Annotated in this window: 21 protein-coding genes; 2 read left to right on the forward strand and 19 right to left on the reverse strand. The window is 34.0% G+C overall.

Translation table 11 applies throughout. The annotated features are described in order from the left end of the window. Window positions 1–562 precede the first annotated feature (562 nt). The 3 genes from ACIQXW_RS10235 to ACIQXW_RS10245 form a co-directional block, all read right to left on the reverse strand. Window positions 563–1210, reverse strand: a complete 648-nt coding sequence (locus ACIQXW_RS10235; RefSeq protein ID WP_402761722.1) for a hypothetical protein — start codon at window positions 1208–1210, stop codon at window positions 563–565. A gap of 245 nt (window positions 1211–1455) precedes the next feature. Next, entirely contained in the window at window positions 1456–2127 is a 672-nt protein-coding gene (locus tag ACIQXW_RS10240) for a hypothetical protein (RefSeq protein ID WP_402761725.1), read from the reverse strand. A gap of 48 nt (window positions 2128–2175) precedes the next feature. After that, the gene (locus ACIQXW_RS10245) at window positions 2176–2826 is read right to left on the reverse strand and encodes a hypothetical protein (RefSeq protein ID WP_402761728.1); all 651 of its coding nucleotides are present in this window, start codon (window positions 2824–2826) and stop codon (window positions 2176–2178) included. 333 nt (window positions 2827–3159) lie between these two features. On the opposite strand from ACIQXW_RS10245, the gene ACIQXW_RS10250 reads away from it, so the two are divergent. Both ACIQXW_RS10250 and ACIQXW_RS10255 read left to right on the forward strand, forming a co-directional pair. After that, window positions 3160–3387 carry a hypothetical protein gene (locus ACIQXW_RS10250; protein ID WP_402761731.1) on the forward strand — a complete coding sequence of 76 codons (228 nt, stop codon included), beginning with the start codon at window positions 3160–3162 and terminating at the stop codon, window positions 3385–3387. Between the two features lie 9 nt (window positions 3388–3396). Continuing rightward, window positions 3397–3624, forward strand: a complete 228-nt coding sequence (locus ACIQXW_RS10255; protein WP_402761734.1) for a hypothetical protein — start codon at window positions 3397–3399, stop codon at window positions 3622–3624. A 12-nt stretch (window positions 3625–3636) separates the two neighbouring features. Here the strand turns inward: ACIQXW_RS10255 and ACIQXW_RS10260 are convergent, their stop codons facing one another. The 16 genes from ACIQXW_RS10260 to ACIQXW_RS10335 all read right to left on the reverse strand — a co-directional run bounded on the left by ACIQXW_RS10260 (window position 3637) and on the right by ACIQXW_RS10335 (window position 22102). Next, the gene (locus ACIQXW_RS10260; protein WP_402761737.1) at window positions 3637–4050 is read right to left on the reverse strand and encodes a hypothetical protein; all 414 of its coding nucleotides are present in this window, start codon (window positions 4048–4050) and stop codon (window positions 3637–3639) included. Window positions 4051–4137: 87 nt separating this feature from the next. Then, the gene (locus tag ACIQXW_RS10265; protein WP_402761740.1) at window positions 4138–4671 is read right to left on the reverse strand and encodes a hypothetical protein; all 534 of its coding nucleotides are present in this window, start codon (window positions 4669–4671) and stop codon (window positions 4138–4140) included. Between the two features lie 522 nt (window positions 4672–5193). After that, the gene (locus tag ACIQXW_RS10270) at window positions 5194–5625 is read right to left on the reverse strand and encodes an SMI1/KNR4 family protein (RefSeq protein ID WP_401017585.1); all 432 of its coding nucleotides are present in this window, start codon (window positions 5623–5625) and stop codon (window positions 5194–5196) included. Window positions 5626–5690: 65 nt separating this feature from the next. Beyond that, on the reverse strand, window positions 5691–6476 hold the full coding sequence (locus ACIQXW_RS10275; protein ID WP_402761743.1) for an RHS repeat-associated core domain-containing protein: 786 nt from the start codon (window positions 6474–6476) through the stop codon (window positions 5691–5693). Between the two features lie 275 nt (window positions 6477–6751). Beyond that, window positions 6752–7378: an Imm43 family immunity protein gene (locus ACIQXW_RS10280; protein ID WP_402761746.1), complete on the reverse strand. Its 627-nt coding sequence runs from the start codon at window positions 7376–7378 to the stop codon at window positions 6752–6754. 528 nt (window positions 7379–7906) lie between these two features. Then, window positions 7907–8500, reverse strand: coding sequence for an imm11 family protein (locus ACIQXW_RS10285; protein WP_402761749.1), 594 nt, complete (start codon window positions 8498–8500; stop codon window positions 7907–7909). Window positions 8501–8872: 372 nt separating this feature from the next. Then, window positions 8873–10099, reverse strand: coding sequence for a PoNi-like cognate immunity protein (locus ACIQXW_RS10290; RefSeq protein ID WP_402761751.1), 1227 nt, complete (start codon window positions 10097–10099; stop codon window positions 8873–8875). Window positions 10100–10126: 27 nt separating this feature from the next. Then, on the reverse strand, window positions 10127–10333 hold the full coding sequence (locus ACIQXW_RS10295) for a hypothetical protein (protein WP_401017563.1): 207 nt from the start codon (window positions 10331–10333) through the stop codon (window positions 10127–10129). Window positions 10334–10666: 333 nt separating this feature from the next. Further along, entirely contained in the window at window positions 10667–11200 is a 534-nt protein-coding gene (locus ACIQXW_RS10300) for a hypothetical protein (RefSeq protein WP_402761754.1), read from the reverse strand. A gap of 294 nt (window positions 11201–11494) precedes the next feature. Then, window positions 11495–12619, reverse strand: a complete 1125-nt coding sequence (locus tag ACIQXW_RS10305; RefSeq protein WP_402761757.1) for an ankyrin repeat domain-containing protein — start codon at window positions 12617–12619, stop codon at window positions 11495–11497. Window positions 12620–12857: 238 nt separating this feature from the next. Further along, window positions 12858–13991, reverse strand: a complete 1134-nt coding sequence (locus ACIQXW_RS10310) for an RHS repeat domain-containing protein (protein ID WP_402761760.1) — start codon at window positions 13989–13991, stop codon at window positions 12858–12860. An 18-nt stretch (window positions 13992–14009) separates the two neighbouring features. Further along, window positions 14010–14351, reverse strand: coding sequence for a hypothetical protein (locus tag ACIQXW_RS10315; protein ID WP_401017575.1), 342 nt, complete (start codon window positions 14349–14351; stop codon window positions 14010–14012). A gap of 167 nt (window positions 14352–14518) precedes the next feature. Beyond that, entirely contained in the window at window positions 14519–14968 is a 450-nt protein-coding gene (locus ACIQXW_RS10320; RefSeq protein WP_401017577.1) for an Imm43 family immunity protein, read from the reverse strand. Window positions 14969–15180: 212 nt separating this feature from the next. Continuing rightward, on the reverse strand, window positions 15181–15393 hold the full coding sequence (locus ACIQXW_RS10325; RefSeq protein WP_401017580.1) for a hypothetical protein: 213 nt from the start codon (window positions 15391–15393) through the stop codon (window positions 15181–15183). Between the two features lie 616 nt (window positions 15394–16009). After that, a complete protein-coding gene (locus tag ACIQXW_RS10330) occupies window positions 16010–16543 on the reverse strand; it encodes a hypothetical protein (RefSeq protein WP_402761765.1) in 534 nt (177 codons plus the stop codon). A gap of 30 nt (window positions 16544–16573) precedes the next feature. Next, entirely contained in the window at window positions 16574–22102 is a 5529-nt protein-coding gene (locus ACIQXW_RS10335) for an RHS repeat-associated core domain-containing protein (protein WP_402761768.1), read from the reverse strand. Window position 22103: the final 1 nt, after the last annotated feature.

Genomic DNA, 22103 nt, shown 5'->3' on the forward strand with positions numbered 1-22103 from the left:
CCAACCTCACTACACTTTTTGGAACGCGTATGTATTTTTTATTTTTACTTTTTCGAATCCAATTTTTGATTTAGGGAATACTTCGATGAGCCTATATATCCCATTAGTTTTTGTTTCTAATAATCCTCAAGCAGGATGTTGTATCTGGACAGACATGTATGTTGTAATTACTAAACCAAATACACAAAATTACACTTATTACCATTATTTCTTTTAACCATATTATTTTCCCTCCTATTATTCAACATAATTTAGAAAAAATAATACTTAAGTAACCTGCTGCCCTCCTTATAAACATGATTTTTGTATAAATTTCCTTTTGTTTCTCATGTAAAAAGTTTTACCACATGCAGTTTTTATTTTTAATAAAAAAACACATGTAATGAAATCACTACATGTGTTTTGGCATTAAAAATCGGACACTTTTAAAATTAGGAACCGAGTACATCACTTAACTGAATGACTATAAATAATAAGCACATTAAAAAAACCTTCTTACATGTGCATTAATTTTGGTTAGTTTCTTCTATCAAAACGGATTAGACAATTTATTTATAATTTATTAACCATATAAGTAATCAATAAAATTATCAGCGTATTCCTCTTTTTTCAAAATACTACTTAAAGATGACTTTAACATATCAATAAAATCATCGTAGATATCGAAAGTTTCTTCATCCATTATTTCTCCTTTGAATTTTTTATGTATTATTTCTAATGTCACTGAAAGAGCATCTAGAAAGGCCGAAAAAGAATCCGCAATTGGAAATAAAGGACTTGTTTCATAACTTGCAAAAACTGGTGAATTTTCTTGATTTGTGACAACTACAATTGGATCATCATCCTTATCAGCAACTACAAGCCAATTGGGATCCCAATTTGGATTTTCTCTTTTTTCGTTTCCAATCCATCGAAATCCTTCTTGCCTTCGAACCAATTTATCTGCTGGATACAAATAAAGGGGGCTATTCCCTAAATCAATATCCGTACAATTTAATTGATAGCCATCAAGACGGATTTTACAAATTATTTCACAATGTTGATAAAAGAATATTAATTCTGGAGATAGATAGATTTTTTCATCTACAAAAAGTTCTGCTGATTTTGGCCTATAACGCACTCTATCAATTTTTTTAACAGGAGCTTCTTCTTTCGGATATTCATCCATTGCCTGTATGAATTTTAATAGTGAATTTTCTAGTTGTTTCATAAATAATTCTATCCTCTCGTTTTTTTGATTAGCTGCCTCAATTTGACGCGGTCTATGAACATTACACGCTTTAACACTTCCATGCCCAATAACAACACACCTTTTTTGATAAATAAAAACATATGTAATGAAAGCGTTATTTAGCGTTTTCTTTACATATGCCTCAAATATTTATCCTAATTTTACCATAAAATTAATATCATTTCACTTTATACATTGCTCGATATTAACTAAATCTTTACTTGCTAATTTATTTCTGGACTAATTAAAATAACATTCTTTGAATTGTGAACCTCTAAACAATTGTATTTTTGATTTATTACCTCAATAGTTTGGCCATACTTCATAAGTGTGATATCTTGGATCATCAAATAAGGTAAACTATTCAATTTTTCTCTCATATCGCGAATCGAAAGTTTCAAATTAAAAAGTTTTCTTATTTCCATCATAAATTTATTTGCTTCAATTGGTTTTCTGACTACATAAATTTTTACCTCATCTATCAAATCAAGTTCGTCTGAAATCCAATTATCTTCATCTATTACAGGATCATTTTCTAGCCAACTAAAAAAATCAATATTTAAAGAATAAAAGGGCAATGACAAAGCCCCCAAATCTTGATAGTAAACGTTTAGGTCGCCATTTTTCTTTATAAACAATCCTTGCCCCCCTCCATCATCCCCTATTAAAATATATTCTGGAGCATAAGTACTTACTTCATACAACCTATTTCTTTCAGTTGCGATATCAAGGCCATAAATATTTACTCCGTTTTCAAATGAAACTTCACTATACGATTTCCAAAACTCAATCATTCTTGAAGGTATGATAGTTTGAAAATGACTATGGATTTCATATGCCTCAATGTTTCTTCCTGTTCTAGTGATTAAAGGTGTCGACTTAAAATTTAAAATCATTTATTTCCTCCAAGTGGAACCGTAGTTAGTCTCGCAAACTATTAGGACTTATTTTCGATTTTCCCAATGTAAATGCTCATCAATCATTATTTTTGATAACATGGAGCTGTCATCATAATAAAGGCTGTAATCCATTTGTTTATACCAACTTGTAGCGTATGTTGATATTTTTTCGATTTTATTATCTTGCATGTAATCCACTCTAACATACCAGTTATGGGGTGGTGTAATAGAAACATAGTACACAAACCCTTTTTTCTCATAAACATGGCAAAGAGAAGTTAATCTAGAGCTAGAAGGATTAGACTCATAAATATGCGCATTAACAATTACTTTTTCGCCGTTTATAAAATCTACATATCTAATGTTTTCTCCAAATTTCGTAATATCTTTATTATATTTTCTACTCTCTAAAAGAACATTACCTTCAAGATCCATGCCATAGGTAACTAAATTTTTCGACTCAAAGTTAACCCTACTAGGTTTTGGGAGAGGCTTCCCTTTTTTCGTAGAAATAACTGAAGGGATTAATTCCTCAAATGGCATTAAATCTTCAGTAACACCTAAAGAATACGACCAATTAGTAATCGTGCTCTTTAACTTAATATAATGTTGATAAATATCATTTGAATAACCTGTAAAGTGTTTCGATAGCTCTGATCTCTTCAATTCGATTTCTTTATTATTACAAATATCCATTATTTCCCCCTCACTTTAATGCTATTTCTTTATTTGGATTGCATCCTGGCAGAAAGAACCTACTTTAAATCTAACACTTATTTATCAGCAATTGCTAAAGGAAATTCTAGTACTTCATTTCAGTTATTTTCTAAAGTTAATACATTTAAAATTCTTATCAAGAGTTTGTTCTCGTTACTAATAAATAAATTCTATTGTTATATAAAGTCAAAATGGATGAGCTTATACATAAATTTTTTTTAAAAAGAAGTTGTAAATCTAATAAAAATTTCCCTTTATAGAGTGTTAGTGCTAACAAAACAAAACCAATTATTAAAATGGAGGAAGTTAATTATGGCAACAGCTAAATATTCACGTTATGAGTACAATGTAACTACTTCTATTTCTCGAGCAAATGTTACTGATATGCATCGAGCTCAAGAGGCATTCATCAATTATTGGAACGGTAAGGTTTCATTGGCAGCAACAACAACATTCCTAGGTGGACTTGCAACTGCTGCTTTAGAAAAAGTTTTTAATAAATCAGCTTATACAGCTATTCCATCCCTTCATCTGCATTAACAAGTGCGAATGAGTGGGAAAAATGAAGTCTTACGAGTAGCAGAAGAAGGCTATGATCAAATAACTAAACTATTACGAATTTTCATTGATAATAAAACTTTTGTTTCTATTGAATTTAGTGTTAACTATTTGGCATTTAAAAACCTTGCGACAGGAAACACAGACTTCACTATTATTCAAGGGAATATTATTCCTAAAAAAATTATTACATCCAGTGGTGGTTCTATTCCTTTGTAAAAAAAACACCCTTTATTGGGTGCTTTTCACTATTTCAAAGAATTTGTCAAATGCCTGTTTATTTTGTATTTCATAATTTTTGTGATTAAAAGTTAATAGTCCGTTTTCACTGAGATAAATAACATGCAAATTGTTGTTGTGATAAATAATCAGAGAGAACCCTGTGTAAGTAAAATTAGAGCTAGTTCGTTTTATTTCTAGTTGTTCAAGTGAATTTATGAAATTTGTAAATACAGTACTATCTTTTTTGATAGTTTTAACGTTACGCTCAGTATCTATGATACTAATATCATGGGTTTCTTCTGCTAAAGAATCTGTATCGAAAAAATCTTGTACAAGATTTTTTGTTTTGTATTCATTAAAAAAATATAATGAGACCATTGCTATTAAAAAGAAAGCCATAATAAAATTTATTTTTTTCTTCATTTGTAACAACCTCCTATATTAAAATTTTAAATTTTTTTTGTCAAAGTAGGTTGTTAATTGTCTTCGTTTTCATTTTAGATAGGTTGTTTAAGAGCATTGCCAGAAACCAGCAATGACCTCTCCTGTTTCATTATGCTTATATAAATATAATGCACCGTACATAAACACATAATCCATATTATCAATATAGCCTTCCTCTTCTATTTGCAGAAAAAAGGAATAATTTCTATTTCCTAACTCTTCAAAATAATAACTTTTAGGTTGAATAAGACGTGGTTCACCAAAAACTTTAATAAACAAAAAATTATTCCCTTGGTTTTCCGAATAATCGCTGATTGAGTTCATCCCTAAATCTAAAATACTTTTATCAGTATTGCTTCCAATTTCGGAGTATTTATGCTCTATAACCCTTACTTCTATTGAAGGATAAATATTATTTTCCAATAAAGTATCAAAATCTTTATGGATAATAATAGAAAGCATAACATCCTCCTTTTCTGGATGAACTAGAGTTGCATAAAACCTGTAATCATCAGGTATATGTTCTTCAATCAATTTTGGAGGATTACCACCTATTCTACCTCTCACATTATTATCAATAGGAATACATTGAGCAAACAATTAAAATCAACCCTTCCATTTTATTAGTTTTTAAGGACATTTTAAATAATCTTGTTTCTTAGCAAAACCCATGATTAATAAAATCTGGTGATTGACGTCCCAATGATAGCAGAGTCTTCGTGTATCGCGATTTTGGGATTTTGGCTCCTTACGAGATGGTGTGTTGGTCTACCTGTGATATCATATTGCCATTTGCTAATAACATCTCCTTGTAGGATTCGTTCAATCTCTTGACATAGTTCATTGTATTGCATCGAGGCTGTCCACTGGGCTTGCTCGGAGCTAGAGGCGGTAATTTGTAAGACATTGCCCAATTCTTACGAGTGACACGGCATCAAAAAATTCAATCAAATAAAAAACATATGTAAAGAAAGAACTAAGACCTTTCTTCAAATATGTCTTCAAGCCTTAATAATATGGATAACAAATGAATGTTATGATAAACGTTGCATCTCTCATTTCTAACAATTAATTATCCACTTACTCCTTAACTTAATGTCTTTCTCATCTACCCTTTGGTATTTAATCCTGTTGGAAGTATTCAGGATCTTCGGTTATTTTGGATAAAAATTCTTCAAGGGAGCTTGCAATTTTCTGTTGGCTTTCATAAACAGGGCTTTGTTCTCCATCAGTTAATTCTATTGAAAAAGGAACAGACTCCCATCCAATAAAAAAGATTAATTTATTTTCTTCATCGTAGTTTGGATAACCATCAAAAATCCCATGTCTTAATCGAAAATCTCTAATAAATGCAGGGCTTAACACACAATTTTCATCTAGTTCATCTTCCCCAACAAAAGAACCGTAACCGATCTCCATCAAAAATAACTTTAGTTCTTTCGGAAAATCTATACCTAGTTCTTTTTCCACTTGTTCAACTTCATTACTATTTATCGGGACAAACTGAAGATTAGGATTGTTATTAATATATTTTTTAATAAATGGAAACCCCATTGATATACCCTCTTTCAAATATAATATTATTATTTTTTGAATACCTTATTTTACATATATCACTTTTATTTACATCCTATATATTTATTTCTATCATTTAACTTGTTGCGAGTCCCATGTTGTAAATCACGAATCTCCTTTTGCATTCTTTCTGTACTCCATTTTTCTTTTTTAGCAACCTCGTATTTTTCATCCAAAAGATCATTCATATCACGATTGTAAATATTATGATGTTCTGTACCAAGTTTAAAGAAACTATGTGTTACTTTACTTGGATGTTTTGATGGAAATCTTGGTAACATCATCATATTTAATGCTGCATTAACGTTTAGCCCTGATTTTAGTAATAGTGGATGTGTACTCCATAAATGATACGGTATGATATGATGTCTTTCAAATCCAGATTTCTTCTTCATCCATGATGGATAACTATCTTTACCACGTAGACCAAATACATCTACCCAAGTATTTGGATTGTGTACATACCCATATAGTACTAATCCTCCGTTAAGCCCAATCGGGTCAACCTGCGTATAATTCCCTTGCTCTGGGTCATAGTATCGGAATCGGTTATAATACAAGCCTATTTCAATATCTTCATACTGCCCTTGATACCTAAACGGAATGAAATCTTTCTCACCCATGAACTCGTTCACTCGTCCATATACATCAAGCTCAGCCGACCAAACCTTATGACCTTGTTCATCATAGGCTTCGACAGGTGTTCCTAGATAATCACTAATAATGCTGGAGTTGCCTTCACTCGTTATCTTAGCTGAAGGGACAAAGCCATCATTGAATACCCATGTAACGAGATTATCTAAGTCATCTGTCTGTGAGGCATTCTCCACTGAATTATCCTGTGACAAATACTCAAAATCGTATTGCCATCCCACACAAAATGAGTAGCTCTACCTTCCGAACTCTTCTCTATCCGCCTACCTAGAGCGGTGCCTTAGATTTTTTGTACTCTTGTCCTTCTTGACTCACTAAAGAATAAAAATATTTAAGAAGAAGAAGTTTCATTACTAAAGAAAACACATGTTGAAAGGATTTGTCCTCTTAACATGTGTTGAATCGTTTTAAATGAAAAATTATTTACTTACAAAAATCAGGAACATATAAATTATCGATCATATGAAGAAAAATATTGAGGAACATCTTCTAATTCTAAAAATTGAATTCCTTTCATTTGTTTTTCTTCACAAAGTAGCTTAAACCTTTCTGAACAAAATAGATATCTTGCTAATTTTAAGTCATTCAAACAAAACACGTCTCTATCATTTTCTTGTAGAACAATTCTTTGATATTTTTCAACCATAACATTTATGTCAAATACCCTATTTTCTGGCACACTTCTTTTTGTAAACTCTGACTTCTCGTAATCAACGAAATCTTCTCTATTATAGTACTTAATAAAATAATAGGGTATCTTTACTTTAGATTTTCCCTTTGAACTAACAACTTGTAGATTTGATGTAACATACTTTTGTAAAGTATTTACTTGATTCATCAAAGTAAAAAAATCACTACTGATAATATGACCATTAAAACCCTCATAATAGTCAAATTCAATTTTATTATTAGTAATTAACCATAAATCTTTTGGCATTTCTTGTTTTTGAAAAAAGATTTTATTCCATTCATATCCCATCCCCTCATTGTATTTTGTTTCATCAAATGATTCGTGAATAACGCCCTTCAAAAAAATAGGCGACTTTACATTATCCTTAACTATCATATAATAACTCATACTATCACCCTAATCTTTGACACTTAGGATATTTCTTAGATTGCACAGTACCAAAGTGCCCCTTCTGTATTTTGTTTTTCAATTCTATTTGCAATTTTCGAATATCAGTCCTAGCCTCTTTTTCATTTATTAATCCCAGAGAGTATTGATCGGCAATATCCGTCACCCTACTCAAGACATAATCACTATACATAGGGTGTTGAGTATTATGAATCATACTAAAAGAGCTTCCTTTTAATGTGTCCCGGGTTACCAGGCATCATAATACCATTAAATGCTTCATCTCTTAATCCTCCCATACCAATGGCTATAAGACTAATTGTGTCAGATGAAATACCCCCATTAAGAAAGCAATTCTTTTCTACAAAAAACATATGTATAGAAAGAGCTTAATACAATTTCTTTACATATGTTTTGAAACTTTAATAACTTTAAATCTGTTTATTTTAGTTCTTTGGGGTATTACTTTATTCAAACTCTTAATTTAAAATCTTGTTTTATTATTAGGTTTTGACATTAGGTTAATTTCTAAATATCGACAAAATCCGGTCTTTGTGTACTTCCTTCTTTGACAAACATTATTCCTTTAATCTTCTGCACTTTACATGCTTTTATAAATACATCATCAACAATAATAGTTCCTGCATATTCTTTCATTCGTACAATATGATGCCCAATCAGAGAATTGGGTACATACTTTATAGACAATAGTTTAATTGGCCCATCTGGTAAGGATTTTATCAATGGTCTGTGTTCCGATTTCTCCATATCTAAACAAGGAACCAAATTTAATACATTCATGACAAAAAAGGATTCATTGATTTCACCAGTATTTGTTGATGTTATTACTGCAGGAATGAACTGACAATCTGTACCTAGTCTCTCTATCAACTTTTTTAGTTTTAAACTTACTAATTCTCCTCCTATCGTAGGCAAAATATCATACTTGTCTAAATAACTATCAAATTTATCTATTGAATAATAAAGTTTCTCATTCGAGGGATACTCAATACCTTTTTCCAGATCAAACCTTACAAACGTATTATTATCAGCGTAAGAAAAAAAGACATCTCGTTCGTAAACGTTAGCTAACTTATAATAATTCGTTATATCACCCTTCACAATGTAGTTTTGTTCTACCTTTTCTTAAATCTTTCCTTTGGTCATTTATTAATTCTTGTATAGCATCATGATATTGTTGAGAGGTCCATTTATTTTTATCTCCAACTTCTAATAAGATATCTAATTCTTGTCGAATGTCCCGATTATATTGAGCATGGAAACTATTATATCCTCAATGAATAGACCTGGTTGGGTGATTATCTACTAGTAGGTAGATATATCGTATTACATATATTATTTACATCATTGAATAAAACAAGTATCTTCCCTCTTTAGTCCAAATTAAAAGGCCTGAAATCAGAAATATTCTCCGTTTTCAGACCTTAGCTTCTTTCGTAATCCTATCTACTTGAACGTGATTGCAAATACAGTTTATTTGACATCTTTAATAAATACTTCATACAACGCTTCAACATTGGCATCCGCTGGTACCCATGCAAAATAATTCTGATCATTATTTAATATAAATTGAACTAACTTTGTTTTTGTGTTCCACTCATTTTTCATACTTGAATCGTAATCTTCCAAATCTTCTTTATAATCTAATTGCAATATATATCCTTTTTCGACCATTGCAAAAACAATTAAACTTCCCAAGAGATTTTTTCGCTTATTTTCTTCTTTATATTCTTGTAATAAGAACCAGATTTGGTCTAACCCTATAGATTTTTTGTATTTTTCATAAAAAATACTATCATCCATAACCTCATAATCATGTATCAATTCATTGACAAATGAGTGCCATATTGGTGGAATAACCTTTTCCAATAAAGGATTATTTTCAATTCCTTCTATTATTTCAAGTTCCTCAATCTCTTGTTCATGGTCGTAGTCACTGAGGGAAATCTGCTTGAATTTCATTTCATTCTTGTAATGTGCCAAGTCATATGGATAGTGATTATTATTTATTAGGCTTGTATCATCAAGTTCTAGTATCTTCGCTAGCGCTGCTGTTTCAAAGCTCCAAAACCCTACATATCCAGGCTCCTTGTGTGCATTCTTCCAATCGTAATCATAATGACCTTTAAACCATTCTTTCTCCATATACGTTTGTAATCTTTTAGATGCTTCTTTCTTATCGGTTTGCGCAAGTTCTATAATTTCCCTTGTTTTTGAATATGGATTTTCTTTAAAATAACCATTAGTAATTCGTGAGTAACCAATATTACTAGCACATAATAAATAGTCAATTAGTGAATCACTAAGATTTTTACTCTCAATTATTTGACCTAATCTTTCTAAATTTTCTTTTTTTGTTTCTAACAATATTCCTAATGAAACCATCCAAAGTAAATATATATATCCTACTTTTCTTGTACCAGTATGCTCTAAATCATAAATTGCATGATAGAAATTTTCTTCTAGTGCACTTATTTCTTCTCCTAATGAGTACTTTGCAATAATATTCTCGGACTCATATATAAAGTTCCTTAAATATCTTGATTCAATAATACTTTTATTGTCATTAGGGTTGCTTTGGATACCTTCTTTCTCATCTTCTTCTAATTTTTTTATATCCTCTCTATTATCTTCAATAAACTCTTTATTAAATTCTATTCCTTCTCTTAATCTATCTTCTATACTTAAATGATCTCTCATTCCAGTTGTTCCCCCAGTCTTCCTAAATTACGGCCATTCCCCCATAATGTTACCATTTGCGTCTATCCTATATGTTTTAACATTTCCACTACTATCTACTTTTGATAATACTCTTTCGACTTTACCATCCTCCAAAGCATTAGTAATCTTAGTAGCTAATCGTTTATCCCCCTCAACAGCTTTTAAAATTCTACTTTTCCCAGTTTCTGAACCTGTCAACCAATCGTTTGACATTTGTGGTCCATCTTTCGTTTTGCCTAATTGGGAACTACCAAACTTCGCTTCATATTTAATTTTTGATTCTGTATTTGCATTTTCATATAATCCATCTATCCCTTTTACTATTTTCAGGTTATGTAAATGACCTTCTGTTTCACTAAAGTTTTTAAAATATATACATCTTCATTTTTCCGCTTTGTTGGTCTACTCGTGAATTAAAAGGGCAGTAAAATCCTTTTTAATGGATTTATTGCCCTTTAAAATAAATGATTTAAGATAGTAATAATCTTTTTTGTATAAATCGATACCCTTAAATATTCCTTCTGTGATGAGGCTTATCTATAAAAGTTATTCCATATCTGCCACATTAAAGTTATATTTTTCATCTTCCCGTGGATCATTATATCCTTCAAATTCAACTACTTTTTTTAGAGAAAACAAAAAACCAAAATTAGGGTTAGGATAATCTAATTTCTTCTTACGTGCATAGCCTTTAATGGATACTAAGTATTTTCCAGAATCAACATTATATCTAAATCCAGAATATAATGTCTCTCCATCTAACGTTTGATATGATATTTCATCATTTTCTAGAAACTTATTTCTGTTTAATTCATAAAATAAACCAATACTAGCTATCCATAATGTATCTTTAACTTCAATATTGAAGTTATGATATACCATTTTTTCCTCCCACTCATCGTCAAAGGATTGATTATAATTATCAATTTTGATTAAATATTCAATTGAGTCTATTGGTAAAAAAGGTATCCAGATCCCCTCTGCAAGTGAATTTATATATCGTTTATGATTATCCTGAAAATTTTTTAATATTTTTTTTGACCTAGCTTTTTCTTTCTTTAAAAATTCTTCTAATATCACGTACCCGTAGTCAAATTGCGTGCAAACTTATTATCTTTTATACTGTTCCTAAATAAAGAACGAAACTAGAAACTTATATAAGTAATTTATTACTTTATTTTACTATTAGAGAGGAAATCATGAAGCTGTAACTAGCTTATATTAAGCTGACTGTAGATTTAATCTTTAATGTTTAGAGTTTTAAAATATTATTATAAATAAAACCACCCCCTGAAATTTAGGCATCTGCTCTAACCTTCAGGAGGTGATATACTATTTTACTCAGTATATTTTAAATACCTTACTAATACTACGTTATACCTTTAAAGAAACTTTTCCCCATTTTGCTGAACGGTGTTTATTTAACCAATTTTCCAATTTAATTCCCTTAGGACAACCAGTTTTAGGATATTTAATAGGAATAAGTAGCAATAAACTAACTTCATCATCATCTTCTTCTACATCCTCAGTCCACTCTGAATACGGGTTAAATTGAAAATCTGTTAGAATAAATGCATCAATGCTTTCTGGCCATTCTAGTTTATTCCAATTCGTATCCGTCTTTTCAATAACTATCCCTTCCTGAAGTTTATTGCCATCCAACTTATATTGGCCCAATAAAAACATTAATTGTATTGGAAATGATTCAACGCATTTTTCTTCAACGAGTTGTAGATTTATTGGCCAATCATATGGAACACTCATCATTAATTCTATTCTTGGTGAGGTTTCAAACACACCAATAGTAAATAGTAACTTAAATTTCTTGTCTTTTTCTATTAAAGCTGTTCTTATGTCTATAGTATCTTTGTTTAATACTGTAGATAGTATTAAACCTACGTTATTATCAATATGTGCTAAAATTCCGTCTCCTCTTTCGTTCATTAAGTCGATTTGTTCTTGTGCCGATAATCCACCTCTTGACTCCAATAACTCAATTATGTCTTGATGTCCATATACCTTGGCCAAATCTAATGGCGTTTGATTAAATCTACGATGTAATCTATTTATGTCAGCTCCACAGTCCAGCAGATACTTTACAATTTCTATATGTCCCTCAATTACCGCAGAGATTAATGGGGTAATAATTCCTCTGCAATCTCCATCTACCCATGCACCTCTTAATATAAAATCTTTTATACACTCTAATTCACCATGAGAAGCGAAAAATTTTAAAGGTGTATGATACAAGCCGTCTACGAAATTAATATCAATCCCAGATTTAATTAAATAGAGGCATATATCTCTTTGTTCAATAAAAGCAGCAAAATGTAACAAACTCTCGTTTTTTTTCTCATCCCCATACACAGGAACATGAATAAAATCTGGGTATTTAGACAATAAATCATCTAATTTGTTAATATCGTTCTCACGAATTGAAGCATAAATTTCATAAAAAAACTCTTCGTTTTCTTGAAATAATTTTTCAAATTTAGTCATAGAAAAATACTCCTTCCTTGGCCTCTTCGCCTAGTTTTTTTAGTGCTTGTTCAACAGCAGTTTTTCCTTCTTTATTAGCTCTTACAAGTGTATCATGTACATACTTAGCGGCTTTTTTAGTATGAGCACCACCACCGTTTTGCGCCCAAGTAAAGTTTCTTAAATCATCATTTAGCCCTATACCATGTTTTTTAATAATATTTTGTGAATCAGTAATGTATTTTCCATGAACAGAATCCTAATTTTTAGGTGCTTTTTCCCGCACAATATGATGATAATGAGGTCTTACCATATCAGTTGGAGCAGGGCCTAATGTTTTCTTAACCGCTGCTGATAATCTACATTTTTCTAAACCAAGTGGATCAAGAAGATAGTTAGGATTAGCAACGTAACTATATAAAGTAGGATTCCCACCCGCAAGCCCAATCGGGTCAACCTGCGTATAATTCCCTTGCTCTGGGTCATAGTATCGGAATCGGTTATAATACAAACCAATTTCTACATCTTCATACTGCCCTTGGTACCTAAACGGAATGAAATCTTTCTCACCCGTAAATTCCTTCACTCGTCCATACACATCAAGCTCAGCCGACCAAACCTTATGACCTTGTTCATCATAGACTTCAACAGGCGGTCCTAGATAATCACTAATAATACTGTAGTTGCCTTCACTCGTGATCTTAGCAGAAGGGACAAAGCCATCATTGAATACCCATGTAACGAGACTGTCTAAGTCAACTGTCTGTGAGGCATTCTCCACTGAATTATCCTGCGAGAAATACTCGTGCAGAATCGTATTGCCATCCCACACAAAATGAGTAGCTCTACCTTCCGAACTCTTCTCTATCCGCCTGCCTAACGAATCATACTTGAACGTAACTTCTGTCATATCTGGCTTCAAGGCCTTCGCCATCATACCATTGCCATAGTACTCGTACTTCCATGTATCTTCATTATTTTCGTCTTTCTCTACGAGATTTCCTTCTTCGTCATAGGAGAATTTGGCGTCTTTTGTTTCTAATAATCTACTGCCTGCGCCATAGACACGGTCTTTTTTGTCTTTTGTTTCATATAGATTGCCGACATCATCGACACTGCGATATAAGAAATCAAATTGACGACTGTCTTGATTGGCCCACACGAGGTTACTAAATTCGTCGTAACCATAAGTCACTTTTACACCCGTTAGCTCGTTGGCCATACTACGTAATTGATGATTGACGCCCCAATTGTAGGCACGTCTTCGGGTATCTCTGCTTTGACTACTTACGCGATGGTGTGTTGGTCTACCTGTGATATCATATTGCCATTTACTAATAACATCCCGTGGTAGAATCCGCTCAATCTCTTGACCGAGTTCATTGTATTGCATCGAGGCTGTCCACTGGGTTTACTCGGAGCGAGAGGCGGTCATTTGTAAGACATTACCCAATTCATTGCGCGTGACATCGATTTTGGCACCGAGGCTACTTGTTATCTGAGAACGATTGCCTAGCTCGTCATAGCTACGAGCAATCCAATGGTCGTTTTGCCATTCTTTGATGACTTGTCCTGATGGGTCTCGTTCTAGCTTGACGGTTACATGCTCATTTTCTGTCTCTAGTAATGAGCCATTTTTGTCATAGGCAAATGTTTCCCACGTACCATCATAGTAGTCAGAGCGAATAATATTTCCTAGCGCATCGTGCTGATAGGCTGTCCAGCGATTCCCTGGGCGTTGAATGTACTGCACTAACCCTGCTAGGCATGAAAAAAATTACCCATTTCATAATTGAAAAGGGTAACTTAATATAGTACTCAATTGGGTGAGCGTCTCACTCATTAATTAATTAAACTCTGCTTAATTTATCTTACAATAGATGATAACCATCCTCGCCATGTTTTTAGTATTTAACATGGTTAAACTATTGATTGTAAATATTTAGGTATTAGCTCTAATTCCAAAAATTGAATACCTTGAAGATTATCTTTTTCACACAAAGATTTAAATTTCTCTGAACAAAATAAGTATCTTCCTAGTTTTAAATCGTTCAATTGAAATAAATCCAATTCAGTGTCTTTTAACACCACATTTATATACTTATCAACGAAACTTCCATCAACTTTTAATTTTGTATTATTTGTAATTTCTCTTTTAAGAAACTCAGAATTATCATAATCAACTAATGAATGTCTCCTGATATATTTTATAAAGTAATATAATTCATTTACTTTTGGTTTTCCTTTTGTACTCACAACATGTAAATTAGCTAAAGCATAATCCTGTAATAGATTTACTTTATTCATTAATAATAAAAACTTTTCAGAGATAATATGACCTAAGTATTCACCAAATATTTTCAACTTCACTCGACTGCATACCGAATTTCAATAATCCTACAGATTGATACGGAGTAATTTCATATTTTAAGGTTTTTAGCTGATTTTCAGTACTTCTGAATTGGAAACCTAATTTTATATCTTTCTCATATGAGGAAATAAATATCATTCATTCACAAAATACGGATTTTCTTTGAATAAAAATTGCGTTGATTCATTTATGAAATCTATTTTTTGTTCATTCAAAAAATAATCTCTGGATTGTTTACTGATATACTTACCAAAACATCATCTACAAAATGAAATATATAATCATCTTGATATTGAAAAAATTCATTTCCTTTGACAGGATTCTTTTCCAATTCGCCTAAGACATTTTTTAAGTCTGAAGAGGTCATAGATAGACTTACTTCGTTTATCCCTATTTTGGATAATATTTTTAACGCTCTTCTCATATCATTTACCTCTCTGTAGTTTTATAAATCAAAGATGTAATAACACCCGCTCCATTGTCGACCTACCATTTAGGCTAGCTGCGGAACCGAGTTCATTACACCTAACTGAATGAATATAAATAATAAGCACATGTAAAAAACCTTCTTACATGTGCATTAATTTTGTTTAGTTTCTATTATACAAAACGGATTAGACAATTTATTTATAATTTTTTAACCATATAAGTAATCAATAAAATTATCAGCGTATTCTTCTTTTATCAAAACTTTTTTCCAATTAATCATGTCAAATGATCACGTTCCAAGAGTGAATCAATAACATATTCATCAGTTCAATCGTGTAAGATGAAGTAACCCTATTAAGAGAGCAATTCATTTCTTACAAAAAAATATATATAAATATAGAGCTTAAGTCTCTTTTACATTTGTTTAGTTGTATTCGTAACTGTCTATTTGATAAGGAATATTTTAATTCACCTCATTTCCCCGTCCAAATACTGTTAAGAATTCCTAACATCCATACAAAGAAAGGGTTTATTCAATATCTGTACAAACGCATTTATATAAAGTAACCAACAGGTGCAAATTTTATTTTATACTCAAAAAGTTAGGTTGTTTAAGAGCATTGCCAGAAACCAGCAATGACCTCGCCTGTTTCATTATGCTTATATAAATATAATGCACCGTACATAAACACATAATCCATATTATCAATGTAGCCTTCCTCTTCTATTTGCAGAAAAAAGGAATAATTTTTATTTCCTAACTCTTCAAAATAATAACTTTTAGGTTGAATAAGACGTGGTTCACCAAAAACTTTAATAAACAAAAAATTATTCCCTTGGTTTTCCGAATAATCGCTGATTGAGTTCATCCCTAAATCTAAAATACTTTTATCAGGATTGCTTCCAATTTCGGAGTATTTATGCTCTATAACCCTTACTTCTATTGAAGGATAAATATTATTTTCCAATAAAGTATCAAAATCTTTATGGATAATAATAGAAAGCATAACATCCTCCTTTTCTGGATGAACTAGAGTTGCATAAAACCTGTAATCATCTGGTATTTGTTCTTCAATCAATTTTGGAGGATTACCACCTATTCTACCTCTCATATTATCATCAAAAGGAATACATTGAGCAAACAATTAAAATCAACCCTTCCATTTTATTAGTTTTTAAGGACATTTTATATAACCTTGTTTCTTTGCAAAATTAATTGCATCCCCCCTAAGTTTCATGGTTAATTCATTAGCATATCGCTTCGCATTTAGATGTTCCCAACCTCTTTCCAACAATCCTTCATATATTCCTCGTCTAGTTAAAGCACTGTTCCTATTAATATTTTGTAAAGCGCTTTGCCCCTTTAATTTCATACCCTTCATGTTGTAATGATTTTGAAGAGCTGTAATGTTTTTATGCATATTTGGCTCAGTCAATGCAATAGATGGGTTAAGTTTCCCAATATTACTACTTCTAGTAATACCATGATTCTGTCTTAACCAAGCACTTTGAAGAAGCTCATGTCCTGTAAGATTATCTCCAATATGCTTGGGTCCTGTTATATCACCGTAAGGAGCTATTTGAAACTCGTTTGCTAGTCCAAACGGATCTATCCAACTATTTGGGTTATACACATACCCATAAAGCGTTGGATTCCCACCAGCCAGTCCAATCGGGTCAACCTGCGTATAATTCCCTTGCTCTGGGTCGTAGTATCGGAATCGGTTATAATACAAGCCTATTTCAATATCTTCATACTGTCCTTGATAACGGAATGGAATAAAGTCTTTCTCACCTGTGAACTCGTTCACTCGCCCATACACATCAAGCTCAGCCGACCAAACCTTATGACCTTGTTCATCATAGGCTTCGACAGGTGTTCCTAGATAATCACTAATAATGCTGTAGTTGCCTTCACTCGTTATCTTAGCTGAAGGGACAAAGCCATCATTAAATACCCATGTCACGAGATTATCAGCGATTTCGGCTTCTGGCTGGGAAGCATTCTCCACTGAATTATCCTGTGACAAATACTCATGCAAAATCGTATTGCCATCCCAAACAAAATGAGCAGCTCTACCTTCCGAACACTTCTCTATCCGCCTACCTAGTGTGTCATACTTGAAAGTTACTTCTGTCATATCTGGCTTCAAGATCTTCGCCATCATACCATTGCCATAGTACTCGTACTTCCATGTATCTCCATTATGTTCGACTTTCTCTACGAGATTTCCTTCTTCGTCATAGGAGAATTTGGCATCTTTTGTTTCTAGTAATCTACTGCCTGCGCCATAGATGCGGTCTTTTTTGTCTTTTGTTTCATATAGATTGCCGACATCATCGACACTGCGGTATAAGAAATCAAATTGGCGACTGTCTTGATTGGCCCAGACGAGGTTACTAAATTCGTCGTAACCATAAGTCACTTTTACACCCGTTAGCTCGTTGACCATACTTCGTAATTGATGATTGACATCCCAATTGTAGGCACGTCTTCGTGTATCGCGATTTTGGCTACTTACTCTTTGGTGTGTTGGTCTACCTGTGATATCATATTGCCATTTGCTAATAACATCACCTGGTAGGATTCGCTCAATCTCTTGACCGAGTTCATTATACTGCATCGAGGCTGTCCACTGGGCTTGCTTGGAGCGAGACGCGGTCATTTGTAAGACATTGCCTAGTTCATTACGCGTGACATCGATTTTGGCACCGAGGCTACTTGTCATTTGGGAGCGATTGCCTAACTCGTCAGAGTTACTGGCAATCCAATGATCGTTTTGCCACTCCTTGATGACTTGTCCAGAGGGGTCTCGTTCTAGCTTGACGGTTACATGCTCGTTTTCCGTTTCTTGTAATGCGCCGTTTTTGTCATAGCTAAATGTTTCCCACGTACCATCATAGTAGTCAGAGCGAATAATATTTCCTAGCGCATCGTGCTGATAGGCTGTCCACCGATTCCCTGGGCGTTGAATGTGCTGCACGAATCCTGCGAGGCTTCGTTCATACGCTTTTTCCATGTCATCAAAGCCGATTTCCTTAATGATATTGCCTTTTGTATCGCGTTCAAATTTGTACGCTTCGCCTTTTTCATTAATAACAGCGGTTAATTGCTCCTCTGTATCGTAGGTGAATTGTACTTGCTTGCCACCTTGTTTGCGGGATGTTAAGCTACCTAGAATCGTGTAATCAAAGGCGACTTGTGTATGGTTATCCTTTGCAAAAATAATATCATCATAAGCATTGTACTTTAGTTGAACGTCGTTACCATCGGATAGATTAGCGCGCACTAGGCGATTTAAATGGTCATAACGGAACTTTTCTGTGGCACCGAGCGGATTAGTTGTGCTTGTGCAGTTTCCACGACGGTCGTATGTCCATGTTGAACTTGTCCCATCTGGTAGTGTTACTCGGCTTAAATTTAGGTCAGCGTCATACGTTAAGGTTACCATGTGGCCTTGCGCATTTGTCACCGTGTCAATTAAATGATGTTCATTATAGGAAAATTCAGTCTTTGTACCATCTTCTAAAACCGTTGCCTGTAATGTCCCGTCTTCATTATAAATCCACTGACGACTGCCGCCCTCTGGATTAACTGCCTGAATCAGCCGATCTTTGTCATCATGCTGAGAGGATAACGTACTGCCATCTGCCAGCGTCATCGTGACTGGATTTGCCCATTCATCATAGCTGAAAGTTGTTACACGACCATCTTCATCTACTTCTTGCAGTAATTCAAAGTCCTCATTATAGTCATTGCTGACCTCACTACCATCTGGATACATAATTTTCGTACATAGGTTATCTTCATTAAAATAGTAAGTACTTGTATGCCCTAAGCTATTGGTAATTTCGTTATAGCCATCGTAATAGGCAAGCTCACCTGCAAGGACATTGCCATCTCCCCATGTTTTAATGACGCGTGCACCTGTCGTTGGCCCATCATAGCGCCAGTAGAAACTATTTTTATTACGGTCTATTTTTTGCATCATTAAGTGGTTCACATATTGGATATGTGTACTTTGCCCTAATGCATCTTGGATTTCGATTAAATCTTGAACATCATTGTAAACATAGCGGACTAACACTTCACGACTCGTTTGGTTACGTAAAGCGACTTCCGTCATTCTGCCCGCTTCATTTGCCGTAACATCTAATACACGCCCTACACTATCTGTTACTTGAGATAAGAAGCCTTTCAGGTTATACGTAAATTGAATATGGTGGTCTTGTTCATTTCTTACTTCTTTTAATCGGTATGTCGTCTCGGTTGTTTGTTCAAATACATAAAGCAAGCGTGTATCATGCTCAAACAAATGGTATTCCACACCTGTATTCTTCAGGGTCATTCTATCTTTTTTATTAAAATATGGTAAATTAATTGGTAAAATTGGAAACCCTACTGCGCGACCATCCGTCACCACAATGCCGATTAGCTCTTCTTCTTCAAATATTTCTAAGGCTAGATCGTATGTAAAGTGCATACCATGCCCGGTTAATCCAACTCGACTACTATCACTGTACCACGCACGTTCCCATGCAAGGGGGATAGGGCCAGGTAGTTCAAAGTCAACACCTTCATAGATCATGCGCCCGGTAATTAAATCAACCGGTTCAAAGCCTTTTTTACAGAATTTATCACTTAATCCTTTTGTACAGTTAAATTTCTTTAATACTTGATGATTGAGTTTAGTTAGCTCTGTTTTGGCCATCGCCTTCATACCGTCGACAGCTTTTGACACAGCTAGCACTTCATCCATCGAGGCGATTACTTTATCGGCTGCTGTTTTCATACTTTTTGTGCCTTTGTTCGCTACTGCCGAAACCATATCGAGTGTTTGCGACACTTTGGAGTAAGCGGCTTTCATCCCTTTTACTGCCTTGGAAGCATCCACTGCCTTATCCGCAGCCTTGGCGGTTTTACTTGCTGCCTCTGCTACTTTTGCCGCTTTATTGACCTTGTAGGCTGTTTTTGCAGCATCCCCAACGATGGGCACTGCACCGACTATATTCATCGCTGCGCCCATAAAGTCTCCTCTTACCAAGCTAATACCTGCATTGGCAATATCCGCGATGGTCCCGATACCTGGAATAAATCCAGCAACATCTAACGCTAAACTAACATTATCAAGCAACTTACTAAAGAAGCTTTTTTTCTCCTTTTTCTGCTCTGCTTTTTGCGGGAAGATCACATCCACTTTTGATGTAGCTTCAATTGCTTCTTCATTTAACTTCGGTGGTTGACTTTTTTTCTCTATTCCCTCTTGTTCAATTAGCGTACTAATTAACTGTGTGTCACCAGCAAGGATAATATGACTCTGCTCCTTCGCTGAAATGGCAATCCATTCCTCGGCTTCTACGGATAGCTCGTTCATCCCACTTATTTCTAATGTTTCATCTGCCGCTAGCATGATGGTACTGTTACTTTGAAATGTTACACCTTCTCCATCATCCATCTTAAGGTCCAATACGCCATCTACTGCACTAAAGGTAATATCTCCAACCCCTAGTGTCATATCTTTGCCCGCATTGGTCGCTAATGATTTTACGGTCGTGTCTGCCATTTTTTTCGTTTGTTTTTGTCCGCCTTCTGGTGTGGCAGGCGAAACACGTACCGAGCTAATGACAATGGCATCTTGTTCCACAGCACTTGGAAAATGCAATTGGGCACGTGCCCCTTTTTGCGGCATTAAATACATGACACCATTTGCATCTGCTGAATAAGCAAACCAATGTGCTTTTTCTTTCTCTTGTTTTTTATCGATATCTAAATGAATTTTAACCGTGTTTTGCGTAACATCAATGATTTTCCCTGTAAAGGCTGCGCCAATCAAATCTAAATTGCGTACTAATCGTTGACGAATACTTTTTTCTCGTTGGGCAGTATATTGAAACTTTAGTACACCCGCTTCGAGATGAATTTCACGAACCGTGATAACATAGGATCTTCCCTTTAATTGTACCGATGTACCCAACTCGTAAGCTTCTGTGCTTTCAAACGCACAAAATGTATAATCGGTTTCACTTACATCTGTACCATCGTTTTCAGTAATTAACCGATATGTATCTACATCCATATGTAATACTGAAGGTAGATGGTCGATTGTTACGCTTTTCTTACTTTCTGGTATGCCAAACCAAAATCGTGGTCCCTTTCCTTGTAAATCAGGAAAAACGACCGCCTGTAGGTTGGAAGCCATTCGTTTGATAAATGCCCAATCTGTCTCCATGTATTGAATTGAGATATGACCAATGGCCTGACCGTTCGAAACATGGTCGATGTAATCCCCTTGAGGATAAGCACCCACAATGGTATCTAGTAACGCCATATAGGTCATATTCGCATCTTGAAAAGAACGTGAGCGTTTTGCAACATCCATATTGGCTGTAAACGATACTGCCTCAACTGAGACATAATGCACCCCTTGGGCAGCCTGCAACTCTGCATTTTCAATTCTACCTGAGAACAAGATGTCTTGTTGTCGGCCAAATTTTACAACGACTTCATCTGAATGACTGACACGTTGAATATATTTTTGCGCTTGCTCTTCCGCAATCATTCCTGTAAAGGACAATCTCGCATGGTCATTGCCTTGATGTTTTATCGTGAGTTTATCTATATGAATAAGAGGATAAGGCCATTCGAGCACAAGATCCTCATACGTCGTTATCATGCTGACTTCCTTTTCTCCTAGCGTTTTCATT

This window comes from Lysinibacillus sp. NPDC097162, from assembly GCF_044762185.1.
GTDB lineage: Bacteria > Bacillota > Bacilli > Bacillales_A > Planococcaceae > Lysinibacillus.